Here is a 17,445-nt window from a genome sequence, read left to right as displayed (position 1 = left end):
CGCGCCCCGAAGGCCCGCGGGGCGGCCCTTGTAGACCCTGCGCCGACCCCGATCTCCCGAATCCGCCAGCACATCGCGGGCAACTGCATCCCATGGCTCGCCAGCCACTCGGCTAACGGCAATCAAATGCTTCTCAGGCTCTGAGCCGGCACAGAGCCAGGCCCTCAAAGTTTTGTCGGTAGCGTTTTGCGCAAACCCAGTCATGGCGCGGCCTCCAGCCCGATCTGTGGGGTAAATGTTCCGGACGGACCTCCGAAGACGTGGGGACGCTGATTTACCCCACGATTTACCCCACACCAAGCGTGCGCTGCGCTGAAATGGCTTGCTACCTCATGAAGCTACGTTCCCTTGTAAATCAACGGGTTAGGCGGCGTTTTGGGGTGGCATGACACCCCCCGAAACGTCACTCGATGTTCTGCACCTGCTCGCGCATCTGTTCGATGGCGACCTTCATTTCGACGGAGATGGTCGTTAATTCGAGCGCCGCGGATTTCGAGCCCAGGGTATTGGCTTCGCGATGCAGCTCCTGAATCAGGAAATCCAGTCGTTTGCCGAGCTCCCCGCCCTTCTTCAGCAGGCGCGTCAGTTCATCGAGGTGGGCGCGCAGCCGCGCCAACTCCTCGGCCACATCAATGCGGATGGCGAAGGCGGCGGCCTCGTTCAGTGCGCGCTCCTGCAAGGCCTCCTGCGGCACACTGCTGGCGGCGCCAGTGGCCGCCAGGGCCTCTTGCCAGCGCTCCAGGAAGCGCTGCTGCTGGCGGGCGACGACGGCCGGCAGTAGCGGCTCGGCCTCGTCGGCCAGTTCGCGCAGGCGCTTGATGCGCTCGGCCAGGATGGCAACCAGCTTCTCGCCCTCGCGCTCGCGGGCCTCGGCCAGGCCTTGCACACAGGCCTGAGCGGCCTCCAGCGTCGCTGCGTCGAGCTGCGCCGGCACGGCTGCGCCGCTCTTGCACCAGTTCAGTGCCTCGTGGACGGACAGTGGCGCGGCCTGCGGCATCCAGGCGCGCACCTTGGCCTCAAGGTTGGCAAGGCGGTTGAGCTGCTCGGGCTGGGGCTGGGGCCAGCCGCCCTCGGCCTCGCGCTGGGTGTTGATGCGCAGCTCGATCTTGCCGCGCTTGAAGCGGGCCGCGATCAGCTCGCGCAACTGGGGTTCCAGCCCACGCAGCTCCTCGGGCATGCGCATGGACAGGTCCAGAAACCGGCCGTTGACCGAACGCAATTCGACGCTGACCGACGCTTGCGGGGAGGTGTTGCCGTCCTCGGCTTTAGGGGGTTGGGCCAGGGAATTGGCATACCCGGTCATGCTGTAGACTGGCATTTCGCACTCGCAAAACAGACGTTAACTAAGAGACTCAAGCGCGATTATGTCCAAGCCGAAGCCGGCGCCCTTGCCCGCAGGCACGGTGGTTGGGGGCTACCAGATCATCAAGCGACTGGCGGCGGGCGGATTCGGCGTGGTCTACCTCGCCGAGGACCCCGACCACCATTTGGTCGCGCTCAAGGAGTACCTGCCATCGTCGCTGGCCGAGCGCTCGCCGGGCGAACTGACCCCGCGCGTCAAGCCAGAGAAGCAGCCGCTGTATAGGCTCGGGCTGAAGAGCTTCTTCGAGGAAGGCCGCTCGCTGGCGCAGATCTCGCACCCCAGCGTCGTCTCGGTACTGAACTTCCTGCGCGAGAACGAGACCGTCTACATGGTCATGAACTACCTGCAGGGCGACACGCTGCAGGACTTCATCGTGACCGCGCGTGACATGAAGCGCGACAAGGTGTTCCGCGAGTCCACCATCCGCAGCCTGTTCGACGAGATCCTGCGCGGCTTGCGCATCGTGCACCAGCACAAGATGCTGCACCTGGACATCAAGCCGGCCAACGTCTTCATCACCAACGACAACAAGGCCGTGCTGCTGGACTTCGGCGCTGCGCGCGAGGTGCTGAGCAAGGAAGGCAACTTCATCCGTCCGATGTACACCCCGGGCTTCGCCGCGCCGGAGATGTACCGCCGCGACGGCTCGCTGGGCCCCTGGACCGATATCTATGCCATCGGTGCCTGCATCTACGCCTGCATGCAGGGCTACCCGCCCAACGATGCGCCGCAGAGGCTGGAGAAGGACCGCCTGTCCCTGAGTCTGTCGCGCCTGCGCAATGTCTACTCCGACAACCTGCTCGAAGTGACCGAGTGGTGCATGTCGCTGGACCCGCTGTCGCGCCCGCAGAGCGTGTTCGCGCTGCAGAAGGAACTCGCCCGCGAGACCGAGCGCCGCTACACCAAGCTGTCCTTCAGCGAGCGCCTCAAGCTGCAACTCGAGAACCTCAAGTCCGGAGCGAAAGCGTGACTCTCCACGCTCACATTCGTTCGCTGCCCTTCGAGGGGGTGCAAGGCGTCCCTAAGGGTGGCCCGTCGGGAGCCTTGGCTTGAGGTTCAGCGTCTTCCAGGTCAGCCGCCGCGGCGGCCGCGAGACCAATGAGGACCGCATGGGCTATTGCTTCACGCGGGAGGCGGGCCTGTTCGCGCTGGCCGACGGCATGGGCGGCCACCCCGAAGGCGAGGTCGCGGCCCAGATCGCGCTGCAGACGCTGGCTGCGCTGTTCCAGCAGGAGGCGCGGCCCGTCATCCCGAACCCGCAACGCTTCCTGCAGGAATCCATCGTCGTGGCCCACCAGCAGCTGCTGCGCTACGCTGCCAGCAAGGGGCTGTCCGACACGCCGCGCACGACGATCGTGGCCTGCATCCTGCAGGGTAACCAGGCCTGGTGGGCGCATTGCGGCGACTCGCGCCTGTACCTTGTGCGCGCGTCCAGGCTGATCGCCCGCACGCGCGACCACTCCTACTCCGAGCTGCAGGAGGCGCTGGGTCGCGTCTCGCCCGGCGGCGAGCCCTTCAATCGCAACGTCCTCTTCACCTGCCTGGGCAGCCCCGGCAGGCCCATGGTGGACGGACAGGGGCCGCTGGTGCTGGAGCCCGCTGATCGTCTGCTGCTGTGCTCCGATGGTCTGTGGGGCAGCGTGGAGGACGACGAGATCGTCCGGAACCTGGCCGACCAGCCCATCTCCGAGGCTGTGCCCGAACTCGTCGAACAGGCGCTGCGCCGTGGCGGTGCCCGCAGCGACAACGTCACCGTCCTTGCCGTCGAATGGGAAGGCGAGGGCGAGCCCAGCGGCGACACGACGCAGAATCTAGGCAACTCCGGCTTCGCCTCCACCATCCAGGGCGCGCTGGACGCCGACCTCGTTGCCGCCATGGACGAGGAGGAGATCGAGCGCTCGGTGCGCGAGATCAACGAAGCCATCCGCGTGCGCGCCGCCAGCCGCCGCTAACTCTCAATTCCCCATGACCAAGACCTTCACGCGCAGCGCAGGCCGCGCCGCCAACCAATTGCGCCCGGTGCGCATCACCCGCGGTTTCACCGTGCATGCCGAGGGCTCGGTGCTGATCGAGTTCGGCGCGACGCGCGTGCTGTGCACGGCCTCCGTCGAGGAACGCGTGCCGCCGCACAAGCGCGGCTCCGGCGAGGGCTGGGTGACGGCCGAGTACGGCATGCTGCCGCGCGCCACCCACACTCGCAGTGACCGCGAGGCGGCCAAGGGCAAGCAGAGCGGCCGCACGCAGGAGATCCAGCGCCTCATCGGCCGCTCGCTGCGCGCCGTGTTCGACCTGGGCGTCTTGGGCGAGCGCACCATCACGCTGGACTGCGACGTGCTGCAGGCCGACGGTGGCACTCGCACGGCCGCCATCACTGGCGCCTTCGTGGCTGCGACCGATGCGGTCAACAAGCTGCTGGCAGAGGGCAAGATCGCCAAGTCGCCGATCAAGGATGCGGTGGCGGCCATCTCTGTCGGCATGGTCGACGGCACGCCGCTGCTTGACCTGGAGTATGTCGAGGACTCGGCCTGCGACACCGACATGAACGTCGTCATGACGGGCAGCGGCGGCTTCGTCGAGCTGCAGGGCACGGCCGAGGGCGTGGTGTTCACGCGCGACGAGATGAATGCGCTGCTGGACCTGGCGGACAAGGGCATCCGCGAACTGATCGGGCTGCAGAAGCGCGCATGAGCATGAAACTCGTCCTTGCCTCGAACAACGCGAAGAAGCTGGTGGAGCTGCAGGCCTTGTTCGCGCCGCTGGGCATCACGTTGGTGACCCAGGGAAGTCTGGGCATCCCCGAGGCGGAAGAGCCTTTCGACAGCTTTGTCGAGAACGCGCTCGCCAAGGCCCGCCATGCGGCCCGACTCAGCGGTTTGCCGGCGCTGGCCGATGATTCCGGGGTCAGCGTGGATGCGCTCGGCGGCGCGCCGGGCGTGCGCTCGGCCCGCTACGCGCTGGACGCCGGCGGCGAGAAGAGCGACGCCGCAAACAACCAGCGCCTGCTGCGGGAGCTGGCCACCGTGGCCGACAGGCGCGCGCGCTTCGTGTGCGCGCTGGTCGCCGTGCGCAGCCCCGAAGACCCCGAGCCACTGATCGCCATGGGTCGCTGGATGGGCGAAATCCTGACGGCTCCCGATGGCGATGGCGGTTTTGGCTATGACCCGCTGATGCACATCCCGGCCCTGGGTAAAACCGTCGCCAGCCTGGACGCCGAGGTGAAGAACCGCCACAGCCACCGCGCGTTGGCGGCCGCGCAGCTGATCGATCAGTTCCGCGAGGCCTGGCACCTCGGTTGAAGCCATGGCTGACCTCGTCCATCTGATGCGCCCGGGCACGCTGCAACTGCCCGCGCTGCCGCCGCTTGCCCTCTACGTGCACCTGCCGTGGTGCCTGCGCAAATGCCCCTACTGCGACTTCAACTCGCACGAGGTGAAGGGCAACGTGCTGGCAGCGGACACGGCCGAGGCCTACCTGGCCGCGCTCCGCGCCGATCTGGAGGCGGCGCTGCCGCTGATCTGGGGCCGGCCGGTCGTCAGCATCTTCATCGGCGGCGGCACGCCCAGCCTGTTCAACCCCGAGCAGATCGCGCAGCTGATCTCCGACATCCGTGCCCGCCTGCCGCTGGAGCCGGGCTGCGAGATCACGCTCGAGGCCAACCCCGGCACCTTCGAACGCGAGCGATTCAAGGGCTTCCGCCAGGCCGGCGTCACACGGCTGTCGGTGGGCGTGCAGAGCTTCGATGACGCGCAGCTGAAGACGCTGGGCCGCGTGCACAGTTCGACGCAGGCGCGCGAGGCGCTGGCGGAGGCGGCCGAGTCGTTCGAGACCTTCAACCTCGACCTGATGTACGCGCTGCCGGGCCAGACGCTGGACGACCTGGCCCGCGAGCTGGACACGGCACTGAGCTTCAGGCCTCCGCACCTGTCCATCTACCACCTGACCATCGAACCCAACACGGTGTTCGCCACGCGCACGCCCGCGGGCCTGCCGGACCCGGACCTGGCCAGCGACATGCTGGACCTGATCACCGAGAAGACCGGCGCCACGGGTCTGTCGCGCTACGAGGTCTCGGCCTATGCCCGCGAGGGCCACCGCTGCCAGCACAACCTGAACTACTGGCAGTTCGGTGACTACCTTGGCATCGGCGCCGGCGCGCACAGCAAGCTCAGCTTCCCGAACCGCGTGCTGCGCCAGGTGCGCTGGCGCGAGCCGGCTGCCTTCATGGCGCAGGCGAACAAGGTCAGCAACGAGCAGGAGGTGGCGCGCAAGGACCTGCCGTTCGAGTTCATGCTGAACGCGCTGCGGCTCAAGGAGGGCGTCACCGTCACGCAGTTCCTGGAGCGCACCGGCCTACCGCTGTCAGCCATCGCCGGCGGCCTGGAGACCGCCCGCGGCCGTGGCCTGCTGAGCACAGATCCGGCCCGCATCCAGCCCACCGAGCGCGGCTTCGATTTCCTCAGCGACCTGCAGCAGCTGTTCCTGTGACGTTGCTGCGCCGCGGCCGGGCGATCAAACGCGGTTGAGCGACATGCCGGCGGTGGCGCGCAGCCGCTCCAGCACCTTGGCGGCGATCTGGTTCAGCGGCAGGACCTCGTCCGCCGCGCCGGCCGCGATGGCCTCGCGTGGCATGCCGAACACGACGCAGCTGGCCTCGTCCTGGCAGTAGTTGTACGAGCCGGCATCCTTCATCACCTTCATGGCGCGTGCACCGTCGGCGCCCATGCCGGTCAACATGATGCCGATGGCGTTGGGACCCACGACCTTGGCGGCCGACAGGAACAGCGCCTCCACCGACGGCTTGTGGCGGTTGACGGGCTCGCCGTCCTGGACTCGGGCGATGTAGTTCGCGCCACTGCGCTCCACGGTCAGGTGCATGCCGCCCGGCGCGATATAGCCGTGGCCGGGCAGGATGCGCTCGCCGTCCTGCGCTTCCTTCACGCGGATCTTGCACAGCCCGTCCAGCCGCGCTGCATAGCTCTTCGTGAAGCCGGGCGGCATGTGCTGGGTGATGACGACGGCGGGGCTGTCGGCCGGCAGGTTGAGCAGCACGTCCTTGGTCGCCTCGGTGCCCCCGGTGGAGGCGCCGATGAAGATGAGCTTCTCGGTGGAGGCCCGGCCCAGGCTGGCCATCGTGACGGCCTTGACGGGTGCCGGCGTGGCCGTGCCTGGTGCCGGCGCCGGCGCGACGTGGCGGCGGATATGCGCCTTGGACGCAATGCGGATCTTGTCGGTGATGTCCTGGGCCAACTGGCGGATGCCGTCGGCAACGCCGATCTTGGGCTTGGCGACGAAGTCGATGGCGCCCAGCTCCAGCGCCTTCAGCGTGACCTCGGCGCCGCGCTCGGTCAGCGTGGACACCATCACGACCGGCATGGGGCGCAGCCGCATCAGCCGCGACAGGAAGTCCAGTCCGTCCATTCGCGGCATCTCGACGTCCAGCGTGATGACGTCTGGATTCAGGTTGCGGATCATCTCGCGCGCGACCAGCGGGTCGGACGCCGCGCCTATGCACTCCATGTCGGGCTGGCGGTTGATGATCTCGGACAGGATGGAGCGCACCAGCGCCGAGTCATCCACCACCACGACCTTGGTCTTGGCCATTGGTGTCTCCTCAGAACAAGTCGATGGAGCCGCCGCTGCTCGCGACCGGCTGCACCTTCTGGATGGCGGCGCGGTCCTGCTGGACCAGCGCGTCGGTGTTCGTCGTCGCCAGGCGCTTGACCATGGCCTTGCCGCTGGCAGGCAGGAAGCAGACCTTGCGCGGATAGACGTCCAGCACGTCCTTGGACACGATGGGGATGCGCTCCAGCTTCAGGTAGTCGATGACGAAGTTGGTGTTGCGCTCGCCGACGTTGAGCGAGTTCATGCCCGAGATGACGGCGCCGCCGCCGAAGATCTTGGCCTCCATGCGGGCCTTGCTGGCGCCGCGCTTCATCATCTCGTTGATCAGCAGTTCCATCGCGTAGGAGCCGTAGCGGCCCGAGTCGCCATTGCCCTCGGGCAGCATGAAGTGGTTCATGCCGCCGACCCGGGCGACGCGGTCCCACAGGCAGGCGGCGATGCACGAGCCCAGCGTCGTCATGACGAGCAGGTCCTCGGTGTCGCAGAAGTACTCGCCCGGCAGGATCTTGACGGCGGCGTTCTTGAAGTGGGCGTCGTAGAAGAAGAACGAGGCCTCGCCGTGTTTGCGCGGCTGGGCCTTGAGGTGGTTGACCTTGGCCAGCGCGGCGGGGTTGCCGAGCGTGGTGGCATTGGCGAGAGGTGTGCTCATCGTCAGACCCTCTCGTAGATGGTTTTGCCGCGCAGCTTGAACAGATCGCGCGACTCGGTGAAGTTCTCGGAATGCCCGACGAAGAGCAACCCGCCGGGGCGCATGACGCGGTGGATGCGCTCAAGCACCTTGCGCTGGGTGGCCGCGTCGAAATAGATCATCACGTTGCGGCAGAACACCATGTGGAAGGGGTCGCCGAGCTGCCACTGCGTGTCCATCAGGTTCAGCGGGCGGAACTCGACCCAGCGCTGCAGCTCGGGCTTGACGCGGATCTTGCCGGCGTTGGCGCCGGTGCCGCGCATGAAGAAGTTCTTCAGCCGCGTCGCGTCCAGGCCGCGCGCGTCGGCGTTGTAGACACCGCGCTTGGCCGTGGCCAGCACCTGGGTGTCAATGTCGCTGGCGACCAGTTGCACCGAGGCGCTGGACCCCAGGGCCTCGCCGCAGGTCATCAGGATGGAGTAGGGCTCCTCGCCGGTCGAGGCGGCGCAGCACCAGATGCGGACGGGCTTGCCGGCAAAGGGCTTGAGGTCGTCCTTGAGCGCGTGGAAATGGTGGTCCTCGCGGAAGAACGACGTCAGGTTGGTCGTCAGGCAGTTGACGAACTCCTGCCATTCGGCTGCGCCGGCGGTGCCCGTGGACGACTCCAGCCACTGCAGATAGCTCGCGAAGCTCTTGTGGCCAGTCTCGCGCAGGCGGCGCGACAGCCGGCTGTAGACCATCGCATGCTTGCCGTCATGCAGGCTGATGCCGGCATGCTTGTAGATCAGCTCGCGCACGCGATCGAAGTCGGCCTTGCTGAAGCTGAATTCGTGATCGAGGGAGTCGGTGCCGTTGGCGAGGTCGGGTGCGGGCATGTTGGAAAACTGATTTATTTGTGCTCGCAGCAGTTCTGGCGTTGGCGCGCCGATTTTCCACCGCAGGGCGTTCGCAATGCCCTGGCGCGACCCAGCATAGTGCAAAGAGCTCACGGGAACGTGCCTGTTTCACGACCCGGGCCCTGGAGGGCCGCTGCTAGACTGCCTTGAAACCACAATCCCGCTGTTTGCCCCTTTGGAACATCGTTTGCCAGCCTCCCACCCGATCGACGCCCAAGGGCTCGCTCTGGACCAGGCCCTGCAACTGCTGCAGCAGGCCGGGGCATCGCTTCCCGATGAGGCGCCACTGAGCGCTGCCTGGCTGCAGGCTGTGCTGGATGCGCTATGCGACCTCTCCAGCAGGGATGCGCTGACCGGCCTGGCAAACCGCCGCAGCTTCGAGATGGCCCTGGCACGCGAGGTCGATCGCGTGGCCCGCTCGGACGAGGCGGCGCTGCTGCTGGTGCTGGACATCGACCACTTCAAGGCCGTCAACGACACCCATGGCCATGGCGCCGGCGACCGGGTCATCTGCGCCGTGGCCCGCGTCATCGAGCAGGCCGTCAGGCCCATGGACTTGGTCGCCCGCGTGGGCGGCGAGGAATTCGCCATCATCCTGCCCAACTGTGCGCCCACCGTGGGCCTGGCCATCGCGGAGCGCGTGCGCGAGCGCGTCTCCCAGCTCGGCATCGAGATCGGCCCCGGCCGGGTGCTGGGCGTCACCGTCAGCCTCGGTGGCGCGTTTGCGCCACAGTGGGTGCGCTCGTCGCCGCTGCTGTGGATGGAGCGGGCTGACCGCCAGCTCTACCGCGCCAAGGCCGAGGGCCGCAACCGAGCCTGCCTCGAACCCCAGGTCGACTCCCTGGTCAGCGCCGAAGAAAGGGGCTTGTTGTTCGCCTCTCTGAACCTCGACACGCAACAGGACCTGCCATGAGCACGACACACGATCCTGCTGCCCCCCGCCCGACGCGCTCCGGCGCCCGCACGCTCGCCGTCACCAGCGGCAAGGGCGGCGTCGGCAAGACCTTCGTCACCGCCAACCTCGCCGCGGCCCTGGCTGCGCGCGGCCAGAAGGTGCTGGTGCTGGACGCCGATCTCGGCCTCGCCAACCTCGACGTGGTGCTGAACCTGCACCCCAAGCTGACGCTGCACGACGTCTTCACCGAGAAAGCCACGCTGGAGCAGGCCATCCTGCCGGCGCCCGGAGGCTTCTCCGTGCTGCTGGCCGGCTCTGGCATGGTGGAGTACTCGCGCCTGACGCCCGACGTGCGCGACAAGCTTCTGCACATCATTGACCTCGTCAAGCCGCGCTTCGACTGGGTGCTGCTGGACACCGGCGCCGGCATCTCCGATGTCGTGCTGTTCGCCATCTCGCTGGCCCAGGACGTGCTCGTCGTCGCCACGCCCGAACCCACCTCGCTGACCGACGCCTACGCCACCATCAAGGTGCTGGCCATGCAGCAGGAGCGTCGTCACGTGGGCCTGGTCGTCAACCAGGCCAACCGCGTCGGCGAGGGCAGGCTGATCTGCGGCCAGCTGCAGCAGGTGTTGCAGCGCTTCATCGGTCCGGCCTCAGCGCAGCACTTCAGGCTCGAGCTGCTCGGGGAGATCAAGGCCGACCAGGCCGTGCGCCAGGCGGTGCTGAAGCGCCAGCTGATGCTGGAGCATTACCCGGGCTGCGACGCGGCCCAGGCCATCAAGGCCCTCGCGTCCAAGCTCCTTGGCTGAGTTGAGGCCTGTCGTCCAGTCCTGCCGCGCAGAACGCGGGCGCGTTCGTTCGGGCTTGCAGCCCGCGCAGCCGACAGGGTGGCTGCTCCTTGTCAGGCATGACAGGTCCACGGGGCATGCCACGCCCGGCCTCGGCGCACGTGGGACCGGCGACGCTCGCGGCGTCGAGCCGCGAGTACATCGCCGCGAATGCGGCGTGAATTGAGCACGTCAACGGACATGACTTCCGCAACCGCTTTCGAGTGGATGGGCGGCGAGGCGCGCGTGCGCGAACTCGTCGACCGCTTCTACGACCTGATGGACCTGGAGCCGGCCTATGCCCGGCTGCGCGCGGCGCATGGCGACACGCTGGAGTCGGCGCGTGACAAGCTGTTCTGGTTCCTGTGCGGCTGGCTGGGCGGGCCGGACCACTACATCAGCCGCTTCGGCCACCCGCGGCTGCGGGCGCGGCACCTGCCGTTTCGCATTGGCATCGCCGAGCGCGACGAGTGGCTGGCCTGCATGGGCCAGGCGATGCAGGAGACCGGGGTGGACCCGGCGCTGCAGGCCCGGCTGGCCGAGTCCTTTGCGGGCACGGCCGACTGGATGCGCAACGTCTAGTCGATCCGGAACGCGAAGTCCTGCTGAAACAGCGCGTCGCCCTGGCACTGGTAGCCGGCGAGGGCGGACTCGACCGAGCGCTGCAGCGCGCGCCGGGCCTTGCCGTCGGGCGCACCCTGGGCCACGCGCACCTCGCTGGCGACGACGCGGCCGCCGCGCACCGTCGCCAGCACCTGCAGCACGGCTTCGCCGCTCCAGTTCACGGCCGGGACCTCTGGCCGTGGCATGACCGAGCAGACGGCACCGGGTGCTCTGACGCCCGTGTCGGGCTGGGGCCGGGCGGCAGCGACGGACGTGCCGGCACCGGTGTTGCCGCCCGCAGTGGGCGTCGGAGGATCGCCACGCAAGGGCTCGGTGCTGATCGTGGGCGCCTCCTTCCAGTCGTTGACCAGCGGCACCTCGGGAATGGGTACGGAAGCCAGGGCCGGCCGGTCGGCCTTCAGCCGGGGCTCCTGCGGCCGTTCCGGTTCGGGCTGCCTGTCGGGCAGGGGCGGCAGCAGGATGGTTGTTTCCGTGGGCTTGGTCGGCGGCTTGATGAGTCCTGCGCTCAAAGCATAGATGCCGGCGAGATGCAAGGCGACGACCAGGCCGATGCCTACGTAGCTCTTGGGCTTGGCGGCGGGGAAGGCGTGGGACAGGTTCATGGGCATCTCCTCTCTGCAGCGGTTGGGAAACCAGGAACCGCGCTTTCGGCGGCTTCGATCCAGGCTACTCCCGCCTAACCGCACCGGTCAATGGCGTTGAACCGCGTGTCTGGCGCGCGACGCGACGGCCCGGCCACGGGCGCGTCAGCGCGCCGTCAGGCGGTGCCTGCAAGCAAGACCATCAGTGCGCCGGCGCCGCCATCGCTGGCGCGCGCCTGCACGAAGGCCAACACCTCGTTCTTCTGCACCAGCCAGCGTCGCACGCGACCCTTGAGCACGGGTTCGCGACCCGGCGAGCCATGGCCCTTGCCGTGCACCACGCGCACGCAGCGCAGGCCGCGCCGGGCGCTGTCGTGGATGAAGAGGCCCAGCGCCTCGCGCGCCGCGTCGCGGCGCAGGCCGTGCAGGTCGAGCTGGGCCTGCAGCGACCAGTGGCCGCGGCGCAGCTTGCGCACGACCTCGGCGCTGATGCCCTCGCGGCGAAAGCTCAGCGTCTCGTCGGTGTCCAGCAGGGTGTCGATGTCGATCTCGTCGGACAGCGCCTGTAGCAGCACGGCGCGTTCGTCGGCCTCGCGCTGGCGCGGCTCCGGTGTTGGCGGCGCGCGGTCGTGCAGCACGCGGTTGGCGCTGCGCAGTGGCGTCACGGGCCCGACGCTCAGCTCGAAGGCGCGTCGTTCCTGCTCCGCCAGCCTCAGGGCGGCGGCCCGGCGCTCGCGTTCCAGTTCCGCCGCCAGTCGCGCGGCGGCGAGCTCGCGCGCCAGCGGCTTGAGGTCGGCCAGGCTGCGGACGGTCTTGGTCACATCAGCCCCCGCTCGGCCAGCGACGCCACCTCGCCGGCGCCGACGATGAGGTGGTCGACGACGCGCACGTCGACCAGGGCCAGCGCCTGGCTCAGCTGACGGGTCAGCAGTTCGTCGGCCCGAGAGGGCTCGGCGACGCCGCTGGGGTGGTTGTGGGCCAGGATGACGGCGCCGGCGCCCAGGGCCAGCGCTCGCTTGACGACTTCGCGGGGATGCACGGTCGTCGATGTCAGCGAACCCCGGAACAGCGTCTCCATCGCGATCAGCCGAAGCTGGGCGTCGAGGAACAGCACGGCGAACACCTCATGGTCCAGTCCGCCCAGATGCAGGCGCAGATAGGTCCTGACCGCGTCGACGTCGCTGAGCGCCGGCTTCTCGGCCAGTTGCTGGTTCAGCGAGCGGCGTGCGATCTCCAGCACCGCGGCGATCTCGGCGCGCTTGGCCGGCCCCAGGCCCCTGACCTTGCCGAGATCGTGCACTCCGGCCGCCAGCAGCCCGGCCCAGCCGCCGAAGCGGTCCAGCAGGCTCTGCGCCAGCTGCAGCACCGGCAGGCCCTGGATGCCCGTGCGCAGCAGCAGGGCCAGCAGCTCTGCGTCCGCCAACGCCTGCGGGCCGCGGGCGAGCAGCTTCTCGCGCGGGCGGGCGTCAGGGGGCAGATGGGTCAGCGGCATAAAATCGGCAGTCTAGCCAAGCGCTCCCTGACCCTTCTCGAATGAACCCCATCCAGGCCGGCTCCTTCCTCACGCTGCATTACAGGCTCTCGGGCCCGGACGGCGCCGACATCGTCAACACCTTCGACGACAAGCCGGCGACGCTGTCGCTGGGCACCGGCCAGCTGTCGCCCGCCATCGAGGCGCGCCTCATCGGCCTGCCGGAGGGCGCGCACGAGCGCTTCGAGCTGGCACCCGGCGAAGCCTTCGGCGATCGCAACCCCGAGCTGCTGCAGCGCGTGAAGCTCACGCTGCTGCGCCAGCTGGGCGACCCGGACGAGACCTACAACGTCGGCGACGTCGTGCAGTTCCCGGGCCCGGACGGGCAGGGGGGCTATGCCGGCGTCGTGCGCGAACTGGGCGAGGAGGCGCTGTTGTTCGATTTCAACCATCCGCTCGCCGGCCAGCCGGTGAGCTTCGAAGTGCAAGTGATCGGGGTGCTGTAATGACTGCTGCCCAGCAACTCCAGGAAGTGCTGCTGGCCGAGCCGCGCGGCTTCTGCGCCGGCGTGGACCGTGCCATCGAGATCGTCGAGCGGGCACTGCTGAAGTTCGGCGCGCCCATCTACGTGCGCCACGAGATCGTGCACAACACCTATGTCGTCAACGACCTGAAGTCGCGCGGCGCCATCTTCATCGAGGACCTGGCCGAGGTGCCGGCCGGCGCCACGCTGGTGTTCAGCGCCCATGGCGTCAGCCAGGAGGTGCGCCGCGAGGCCGCGGCCCGCGGCTTCAACGTCTTCGACGCCACGTGCCCACTGGTGACCAAGGTGCACGTCGAGGTTGCCAAGCTGCATCGCGAGGGCTATGAGTTCGTCATGATCGGCCACAAGGGTCACCCCGAGGTCGAAGGCACGATGGGCCAGCTGTCCGAGGGCATCTTCCTGGTGGAGGACGTCGAGGACGTCGCCACGGTCCGCGTGAAAGATCCCGCCAAACTCGCCGTCGTCACGCAGACCACGCTGAGCGTGGACGACGCGGCCCAGATCCTGGCCGAGGTGAAGCGCGTCTTCCCGCAGGTGCGCGAGCCCAAGAAGCAGGACATCTGCTACGCGACACAGAACCGCCAGGATGCGGTCAAGCTGCTGGCGCCGCAGGTGGACGTCGTCGTCGTCGTCGGCAGCCCCACCAGCTCCAACAGCAACCGCCTGCGCGAGCTGGCAGAGCGCCTTGGCACGCCCGGCTACATGGTCGACGCGGCCGAGGACCTGAAGTCCGAGTGGCTGCAAGGCCGCCCGCGGGTGGGCCTGACAGCCGGCGCCTCGGCGCCCGATGTGCTGGTGCAGGCGGTCATCGCCCGGTTGCGCGAGTTCGGCGCGACGACGGTGCGCAGTCTGCCGGGCGTCGAAGAGAACGTGCATTTCCCGCTGCCCATGGGCCTGGGCGACAAGTCCATGGCCGAGGTGAGCTCCTCCCGATCTTGACGCCGGCGTTTCAGACACCCGGCGGCGCCTGACATCGGCGCCGCTTTCGTATCCGATTTCTGAAGGTTGATTTCCCATGCTCGACATCACCCAACTGCGCAAGGACCTCGATGCCGTCATCGAGCGCCTGAACACGCGCAAGACCCCCCAGACCTTCCTCGACGTGGAGCGCTTCAAGGCGCTCGAAGCCGAACGCAAGGCCGTGCAGACCCGCACGGAGGAACTGCAGGCCCGCCGCAACGCGCTGTCCAAGCAGATCGGCATGGCCAAGGGCAAGGGCGAGGACGCTTCGGCGCTGATGGCCGAGGTCGGCGGCATCGCCGACGAGCTGAAGGCCGGTGCCGAGCGCCTGGACGCCATCCAGCATGAGCTCAACGAGATGCTGATGAGCGTGCCCAACCTGCCCGACGCCAGCGTGCCGGCGGGCAGCGATGAGACCGGCAACGTCGAGGTGCGCCGCTGGGGCCAGCCGCGCGCCTTCGACTTCGACGTCAAGGACCATGTGGACCTGGGCGCGCCGCTGGGCCTGGACTTCGAGACCGGTGCCAGGCTGTCGGGCTCGCGCTTCAGCTTCCTGAAGGGCCCCGTCGCCCGTCTGCACCGGGCCCTCGCCCAGTTCATGCTCGACGTGCAGACCGCGGAGCACGGCTACACCGAGTGCTACACGCCCTACATCGTCAACCGCGAGATCCTCGAGGGCACGGGCCAACTGCCCAAGTTCAAGGAAGACATGTTCTGGGTGCTGCGCGGCGGCGACTCCGAGCATCCCGAACAGTACCTGATCTCGACATCGGAGATCTCGCTGACCAATACCGTGCGTGACAGCGTGCTCAAGGCCGAGGACCTGCCCGTCAAGCTGACCGCCCACAGCCCCTGCTTCCGCTCTGAGGCGGGCTCGGCCGGTCGCGACACGCGCGGCATGATCCGCCAGCACCAGTTCGACAAGGTCGAGATGGTGCGCATCGAGCAGCCCGAGCACAGCATGGCCGCGCTGGAGGAGATGACGGGCCACGCCGAGGCCGTGCTGCAGAAGCTGGGCCTGCCTTACCGCACCATGCTGCTGTGCTCCGGCGACATGGGCTTTGGCTCGACCAAGACCTACGACCTGGAGGTCTGGCTGCCGGCGCAGAACACCTACCGCGAGATCAGCTCCTGCTCGAACATGGGCGCCTTCCAGGCCCGCCGCATGCAGGCGCGCTTCAAGAACGCCCAGGGCAAGAATGAACTGGTGCACACACTGAACGGCTCGGGCCTCGCCGTGGGCCGCACGCTGGTGGCCGTGCTGGAGAACTACCAGAACGCCGACGGCAGCATCACGGTGCCCGAGGCGCTGAGGCCCTATATGGGTGGCGTCGACGCGTTGCGTGCCTGAGTTCCAGCGGAGCAAAAAAGCTGGCTATAATGGTCGGCTTCGCACCAGCGCACACCGAATCAGGAGAGGTGGCAGAGTGGTCGAATGTACCTGACTCGAAATCAGGCGTACGGTATCCCCGTACCGAGGGTTCGAATCCCTCCCTCTCCGCCAAAAACGCTTCTAAATCAGGAGCTTAGAGCCGCCGCAAGGCGGCTTTTTATTTCTGCGGTACGTCGCGGTGACCCGCGATTTACCGCTGTTCTGCAGCGACTTTTCCCTCTGCGGTTTCCCATTCTTTCCCGAAGACTCGCGGTCATCGGGCGGGGCGGATCGTGCCGGGATGTAGCGGGAATGGCAAGTGGTCGAGAGTACGCGGCGGGCTTGCAAAGGCGCTAAGCGCTTTGCTATGCTGACTGCGCCTGTTGAGGACTCGACGGCAGTCACCGTTCGTGGGGTGGTTGTGGGCGCGAGGAGTAGGAACACAGGTGCTCGCGAGGGACACTGCCGGTGAAAACGTAGCCGGGCTAACAGTCGACAAGAGCCTCGTGCCGGTGGCGACACTGGCCCTTGCCGAAGGGCAAGGAGCAAAGGCGATCAGGTTGGATACCCGTACACGTAAGTGCGGCGCCAGGTGGCGCAAATCGTGCACGTAGCCTCGGGTAGGAAGTCCAGCTCAACACGTGCGCCCCGAGGCGGGGCACTTCAACCACCTTGTGGGGAAGTGCAATGCACGCTGAACCTGTACTCTCAACCGATACCACTCTTGAGCGGCTTGACCGCTTCGCTGAGGCTCAGCGCCGCGAGTTCGCGCGCCTCCAGGGGCATTTCCGCGGCGCCGTCCGAGCTCAGCTGAAGCCGCTAGCTGCGGCCATCGGTGTCGCTGAGCGGACCGTCCGCAACAACTTCAACACGCTGCGAATCAATGGCCAGGAGATCCGGCCATCGCAAGTTTGCGGCAGGGTGACCTTCGATCTCGAGGAGGTCGCCCATGCGTTGGCCCTTGGTGCCATTCAAACGCCGCCGCCGGCGCGCGTGGTGGCGCGCAAGGAGAGAGTGCCCGCCACACCCAAGGGCCGTGGCAAGAAGGCGGATCTGGCTGCACAGATCCAGGAAGGGGCAGCGCAATGAGCGGGCTGCCTGACCTCATCGACCTCCGCCGTGTAGATCACCTGCTCCCATGGACGACGGCCTCACTACACACCCTCAAATGGCGCGGGACTGTGACCTGGCTCGAGCGGCGTGGCCAGCATCTCTTTGCGCATCGCGAAGGGATGCTGGCCGACCTGCGCGGCCGTGGGCTGGACGCCAAGGCTCTGGAAATCGAGACGCTGTTGCACGAGGAGGGCAACCGCTGACTGTTGCGAGTCAGCGGTTGCCGAGGTAGGACTCTGTGCTGTTCCTAAGGGGGGAGCAGCCAGTGTGTCCGCTCCTGCTCGTTGACATCTCAACAGTTCGCGGCTGCGCACGCGGCCATGAAAAAAATCTACCGCAATGCCGGCTGCATCGGCACCGGCCTCGAGGGCCTGCCGCCCAAACACCAATTGGCCGGACTCCCCGGCGGCCACCCAAACTCCCCCACTGATGGCCACCCCAAATTCCCCCACCCCGGCGCCGTCGCGATGACGAGCTGAGGTCGCCGCACGCGGCGCCGGGCTGACCCGGCAGGACGTTACTTTGCGCCCCCTCTGAAGCCGAGGG

Annotated in this window: 21 protein-coding genes and 1 tRNA gene; 15 read left to right on the top strand and 7 right to left on the bottom strand. The window is 67.7% G+C overall.

Annotated features, from left to right (window positions below):
* Nucleotides 1-403: 403 nt before the first annotated feature.
* Nucleotides 404-1,318 carry a YicC/YloC family endoribonuclease gene (locus tag JOY88_RS09155; protein WP_293501956.1) on the bottom strand — a complete coding sequence of 305 codons (915 nt, stop codon included), beginning with the start codon at nt 1,316-1,318 and terminating at the stop codon, nt 404-406.
* A gap of 46 nt (nt 1,319-1,364) precedes the next feature.
* Here JOY88_RS09155 and JOY88_RS09150 point away from each other — a divergent pair, with 46 nt between their 5' ends.
* From JOY88_RS09150 to hemW, 5 genes are all read left to right on the top strand, one after another.
* Nucleotides 1,365-2,333 (top strand): serine/threonine protein kinase, encoded by a 969-nt coding sequence (locus JOY88_RS09150; RefSeq protein WP_293501955.1) that lies wholly within the window; start codon nt 1,365-1,367, stop codon nt 2,331-2,333.
* Between the two features lie 79 nt (nt 2,334-2,412).
* Nucleotides 2,413-3,315, top strand: coding sequence for a PP2C family protein-serine/threonine phosphatase (locus tag JOY88_RS09145; RefSeq protein ID WP_293501954.1), 903 nt, complete (start codon nt 2,413-2,415; stop codon nt 3,313-3,315).
* Nucleotides 3,316-3,328: 13 nt separating this feature from the next.
* The gene (rph, locus tag JOY88_RS09140) at nt 3,329-4,051 is read left to right on the top strand and encodes a ribonuclease PH (protein ID WP_293501953.1); all 723 of its coding nucleotides are present in this window, start codon (nt 3,329-3,331) and stop codon (nt 4,049-4,051) included.
* 2 nt (nt 4,052-4,053) lie between these two features.
* Nucleotides 4,054-4,659, top strand: coding sequence for an RdgB/HAM1 family non-canonical purine NTP pyrophosphatase (gene rdgB / locus JOY88_RS09135; protein ID WP_293501957.1), 606 nt, complete (start codon nt 4,054-4,056; stop codon nt 4,657-4,659).
* A gap of 4 nt (nt 4,660-4,663) precedes the next feature.
* Entirely contained in the window at nt 4,664-5,848 is a 1,185-nt protein-coding gene (gene hemW / locus JOY88_RS09130; RefSeq protein WP_293501952.1) for a radical SAM family heme chaperone HemW, read from the top strand.
* A gap of 24 nt (nt 5,849-5,872) precedes the next feature.
* Here the strand turns inward: hemW and cheB are convergent, their stop codons facing one another.
* The 3 genes from cheB to JOY88_RS09115 are packed head-to-tail and all read right to left on the bottom strand — an operon-like array spanning nt 5,873 to nt 8,488.
* Complete coding sequence (gene cheB / locus JOY88_RS09125) at nt 5,873-6,964, bottom strand: protein-glutamate methylesterase/protein-glutamine glutaminase (protein ID WP_293501951.1); 1,092 nt, start codon at nt 6,962-6,964, stop codon at nt 5,873-5,875.
* A 10-nt stretch (nt 6,965-6,974) separates the two neighbouring features.
* Nucleotides 6,975-7,634 (bottom strand): chemoreceptor glutamine deamidase CheD, encoded by a 660-nt coding sequence (gene cheD / locus JOY88_RS09120; protein ID WP_293501950.1) that lies wholly within the window; start codon nt 7,632-7,634, stop codon nt 6,975-6,977.
* A gap of 2 nt (nt 7,635-7,636) precedes the next feature.
* Complete coding sequence (locus tag JOY88_RS09115) at nt 7,637-8,488, bottom strand: CheR family methyltransferase (RefSeq protein WP_293501949.1); 852 nt, start codon at nt 8,486-8,488, stop codon at nt 7,637-7,639.
* Nucleotides 8,489-8,696: 208 nt separating this feature from the next.
* Between JOY88_RS09115 and JOY88_RS09110 the strand changes: the two genes are divergently transcribed.
* From JOY88_RS09110 to JOY88_RS09100, 3 genes are all read left to right on the top strand, one after another.
* Nucleotides 8,697-9,422 carry a GGDEF domain-containing protein gene (locus JOY88_RS09110; protein WP_293501948.1) on the top strand — a complete coding sequence of 242 codons (726 nt, stop codon included), beginning with the start codon at nt 8,697-8,699 and terminating at the stop codon, nt 9,420-9,422.
* Complete coding sequence (locus JOY88_RS09105; protein ID WP_293501947.1) at nt 9,419-10,216, top strand: MinD/ParA family protein; 798 nt, start codon at nt 9,419-9,421, stop codon at nt 10,214-10,216. The genes JOY88_RS09110 and JOY88_RS09105 overlap by 4 nt, the downstream gene beginning before the upstream one ends.
* Before the next feature lie 189 nt (nt 10,217-10,405).
* Nucleotides 10,406-10,816, top strand: coding sequence for a group II truncated hemoglobin (locus JOY88_RS09100; protein ID WP_293501946.1), 411 nt, complete (start codon nt 10,406-10,408; stop codon nt 10,814-10,816).
* On the opposite strand, the gene JOY88_RS09095 is transcribed toward JOY88_RS09100, so the two are convergent.
* The 3 genes from JOY88_RS09095 to radC all read right to left on the bottom strand — a co-directional run bounded on the left by JOY88_RS09095 (nt 10,813) and on the right by radC (nt 12,931).
* The gene (locus JOY88_RS09095; RefSeq protein WP_293501945.1) at nt 10,813-11,460 is read right to left on the bottom strand and encodes a hypothetical protein; all 648 of its coding nucleotides are present in this window, start codon (nt 11,458-11,460) and stop codon (nt 10,813-10,815) included. The two genes, JOY88_RS09100 and JOY88_RS09095, sit on opposite strands and share 4 nt — an antisense overlap.
* 155 nt (nt 11,461-11,615) lie before the next feature.
* A complete protein-coding gene (locus tag JOY88_RS09090) occupies nt 11,616-12,260 on the bottom strand; it encodes a Smr/MutS family protein (protein ID WP_293501944.1) in 645 nt (214 codons plus the stop codon).
* The gene (gene radC, locus JOY88_RS09085; RefSeq protein ID WP_293501943.1) at nt 12,257-12,931 is read right to left on the bottom strand and encodes a RadC family protein; all 675 of its coding nucleotides are present in this window, start codon (nt 12,929-12,931) and stop codon (nt 12,257-12,259) included. The genes JOY88_RS09090 and radC overlap by 4 nt, the downstream gene beginning before the upstream one ends.
* 41 nt (nt 12,932-12,972) lie before the next feature.
* Here radC and JOY88_RS09080 point away from each other — a divergent pair, with 41 nt between their 5' ends.
* The 7 genes from JOY88_RS09080 to JOY88_RS09050 all read left to right on the top strand — a co-directional run bounded on the left by JOY88_RS09080 (nt 12,973) and on the right by JOY88_RS09050 (nt 17,378).
* Complete coding sequence (locus JOY88_RS09080; RefSeq protein WP_293501942.1) at nt 12,973-13,416, top strand: FKBP-type peptidyl-prolyl cis-trans isomerase; 444 nt, start codon at nt 12,973-12,975, stop codon at nt 13,414-13,416.
* The gene (gene ispH / locus JOY88_RS09075; protein ID WP_293501941.1) at nt 13,416-14,393 is read left to right on the top strand and encodes a 4-hydroxy-3-methylbut-2-enyl diphosphate reductase; all 978 of its coding nucleotides are present in this window, start codon (nt 13,416-13,418) and stop codon (nt 14,391-14,393) included. The genes JOY88_RS09080 and ispH overlap by 1 nt, the downstream gene beginning before the upstream one ends.
* A gap of 76 nt (nt 14,394-14,469) precedes the next feature.
* On the top strand, nt 14,470-15,765 hold the full coding sequence (gene serS / locus JOY88_RS09070; RefSeq protein ID WP_293501940.1) for a serine--tRNA ligase: 1,296 nt from the start codon (nt 14,470-14,472) through the stop codon (nt 15,763-15,765).
* 62 nt (nt 15,766-15,827) lie between these two features.
* Nucleotides 15,828-15,918 (top strand) — tRNA-Ser (locus JOY88_RS09065).
* Nucleotides 15,919-16,473: 555 nt separating this feature from the next.
* Entirely contained in the window at nt 16,474-16,875 is a 402-nt protein-coding gene (locus JOY88_RS09060; RefSeq protein ID WP_293501939.1) for a hypothetical protein, read from the top strand.
* 92 nt (nt 16,876-16,967) lie between these two features.
* On the top strand, nt 16,968-17,102 hold the full coding sequence (locus JOY88_RS09055) for a hypothetical protein (RefSeq protein WP_293501938.1): 135 nt from the start codon (nt 16,968-16,970) through the stop codon (nt 17,100-17,102).
* 117 nt (nt 17,103-17,219) lie between these two features.
* Entirely contained in the window at nt 17,220-17,378 is a 159-nt protein-coding gene (locus tag JOY88_RS09050; RefSeq protein ID WP_293501937.1) for a hypothetical protein, read from the top strand.
* Nucleotides 17,379-17,445: the final 67 nt, after the last annotated feature.

It is taken from the genome of Roseateles sp. (genome assembly GCF_019237615.1).
In the GTDB taxonomy this organism is placed as follows: domain Bacteria; phylum Pseudomonadota; class Gammaproteobacteria; order Burkholderiales; family Burkholderiaceae_C; genus Pelomonas.
Note: the sequence above shows the minus strand (reverse complement) of the source record. Positions and strands in the feature narration are given on the sequence as shown.

Coding starts and splice junctions, on each gene's coding strand:
- JOY88_RS09155 (WP_293501956.1), bottom strand. CDS start 1,318: ATGCCAGTCTACAGCATGACCGGGTATGCCAATTCCCTGGCCCAACCC.
- rdgB (WP_293501957.1), top strand. CDS start 4,054: ATGAAACTCGTCCTTGCCTCGAACAACGCGAAGAAGCTGGTGGAGCTG.
- JOY88_RS09080 (WP_293501942.1), top strand. CDS start 12,973: ATGAACCCCATCCAGGCCGGCTCCTTCCTCACGCTGCATTACAGGCTC.
- rph (WP_293501953.1), top strand. CDS start 3,329: ATGACCAAGACCTTCACGCGCAGCGCAGGCCGCGCCGCCAACCAATTG.
- serS (WP_293501940.1), top strand. CDS start 14,470: ATGCTCGACATCACCCAACTGCGCAAGGACCTCGATGCCGTCATCGAG.
- JOY88_RS09150 (WP_293501955.1), top strand. CDS start 1,365: ATGTCCAAGCCGAAGCCGGCGCCCTTGCCCGCAGGCACGGTGGTTGGG.
- hemW (WP_293501952.1), top strand. CDS start 4,664: ATGGCTGACCTCGTCCATCTGATGCGCCCGGGCACGCTGCAACTGCCC.
- JOY88_RS09115 (WP_293501949.1), bottom strand. CDS start 8,488: ATGCCCGCACCCGACCTCGCCAACGGCACCGACTCCCTCGATCACGAA.
- JOY88_RS09095 (WP_293501945.1), bottom strand. CDS start 11,460: ATGAACCTGTCCCACGCCTTCCCCGCCGCCAAGCCCAAGAGCTACGTA.
- ispH (WP_293501941.1), top strand. CDS start 13,416: ATGACTGCTGCCCAGCAACTCCAGGAAGTGCTGCTGGCCGAGCCGCGC.
- cheB (WP_293501951.1), bottom strand. CDS start 6,964: ATGGCCAAGACCAAGGTCGTGGTGGTGGATGACTCGGCGCTGGTGCGC.
- JOY88_RS09105 (WP_293501947.1), top strand. CDS start 9,419: ATGAGCACGACACACGATCCTGCTGCCCCCCGCCCGACGCGCTCCGGC.
- JOY88_RS09060 (WP_293501939.1), top strand. CDS start 16,474: ATGCACGCTGAACCTGTACTCTCAACCGATACCACTCTTGAGCGGCTT.
- cheD (WP_293501950.1), bottom strand. CDS start 7,634: ATGAGCACACCTCTCGCCAATGCCACCACGCTCGGCAACCCCGCCGCG.
- JOY88_RS09100 (WP_293501946.1), top strand. CDS start 10,406: ATGCGGCGTGAATTGAGCACGTCAACGGACATGACTTCCGCAACCGCT.
- radC (WP_293501943.1), bottom strand. CDS start 12,931: ATGCCGCTGACCCATCTGCCCCCTGACGCCCGCCCGCGCGAGAAGCTG.
- JOY88_RS09050 (WP_293501937.1), top strand. CDS start 17,220: ATGAAAAAAATCTACCGCAATGCCGGCTGCATCGGCACCGGCCTCGAG.